The 915-nt window shown below is 40.4% G+C and carries 2 protein-coding genes; both read left to right on the top strand.

The genetic code is table 11. The features are described 5' to 3' along the window. Positions 1-66: 66 nt before the first annotated feature. A complete protein-coding gene (locus JMX13_RS13575; RefSeq protein ID WP_201613348.1) occupies positions 67-372 on the top strand; it encodes an IS630 transposase-related protein in 306 nt (101 codons plus the stop codon). Next, positions 347-910 carry a transposase gene (locus JMX13_RS13570; protein ID WP_201613345.1) on the top strand — a complete coding sequence of 188 codons (564 nt, stop codon included), beginning with the start codon at positions 347-349 and terminating at the stop codon, positions 908-910. The genes JMX13_RS13575 and JMX13_RS13570 overlap by 26 nt, the downstream gene beginning before the upstream one ends. The last annotated feature ends 5 nt before the right edge of the window (positions 911-915 follow it).

Below are 915 nucleotides of genomic sequence, written 5' to 3'. Positions count from 1 at the left end.
TATAGTCACCTGACCATAAAAGTGTTATAAAATAAATCAACTAAACGATTACCACAATAAATAACCATGACTTACTCCCTAGATTATCGCAAACAAGTCTTAAAAAGCTTAGATGAGGGCATGACCTTTGCCGAAGCTGCTGTTTTCTATGATATCAGTCCAACGACCATCCAGAAGTGGAAAAAGCGTCTTCATAGTAAGACCACCCGATATATTAAGCCCTACAAAATAGAGGATGAAGCCTTAGCTCAAGATGTTAAGGATTACCCTGATGATTATCACTATGAGCGAGCCCAGCGTTTCAGATGTAGCCCAACAGGCATCAGTAAAGCCTTAAAGCGTATTGGTGTTAGCAAAAAAAAAGACACTTGAGCATCCCAAAGCCTGTCCTGTAAAAAGAGCGACTTATCTGGCCAAGCTTAATCACTACATTACTCAAGGCTTTGCTATTGTCTATATGGACGAGAGTGGCTTTGAGAGTGAAACGATGCGTCCCTTTGGTTATGCACCCATTGGTAGCCCTTGCATTGACCGTTATAACTGGCAAGCCAAAGATCGAACCAACGTCATTGGTGCACTATATGGCAAAACGCTGTTTGCACTCGATGGCTTAAAGAACAACATTAATAAAAAGGTTTTCTATCACTGGTGCAAGTTCACGCTGATACCAAAGCTTAAGAGAAAATGTGTGATCGTTATGGATAATGCTGCCTTTCATAAGCGCGTTCAAAAGCTGCTAAACAGGCATGGTCACAGGCTTCTATTCTTACCACCTTATAGTCCTGACTTAAATCCCATCGAGAAGAAGTGGGCTCAAGTGAAGTTTCTACGTCAAGGCTGGATGGAAAATGACTTATCTAAATTGTTTTATGATATTCATCCAAATCATAACTCTTTTGTAGTGCAGTGACTATA

Source organism: Psychrobacter immobilis (assembly GCF_904846285.1).
In the GTDB taxonomy this organism is placed as follows: domain Bacteria; phylum Pseudomonadota; class Gammaproteobacteria; order Pseudomonadales; family Moraxellaceae; genus Psychrobacter; species Psychrobacter immobilis_D.
Note: the sequence above shows the minus strand (reverse complement) of the source record. Positions and strands in the feature narration are given on the sequence as shown.

Bases quoted from the DNA above. Each gene is read 5' to 3' on its own strand.
- JMX13_RS13575 (WP_201613348.1), top strand. From the start codon at position 67: ATGACTTACTCCCTAGATTATCGCAAACAAGTCTTAAAAAGCTTAGAT.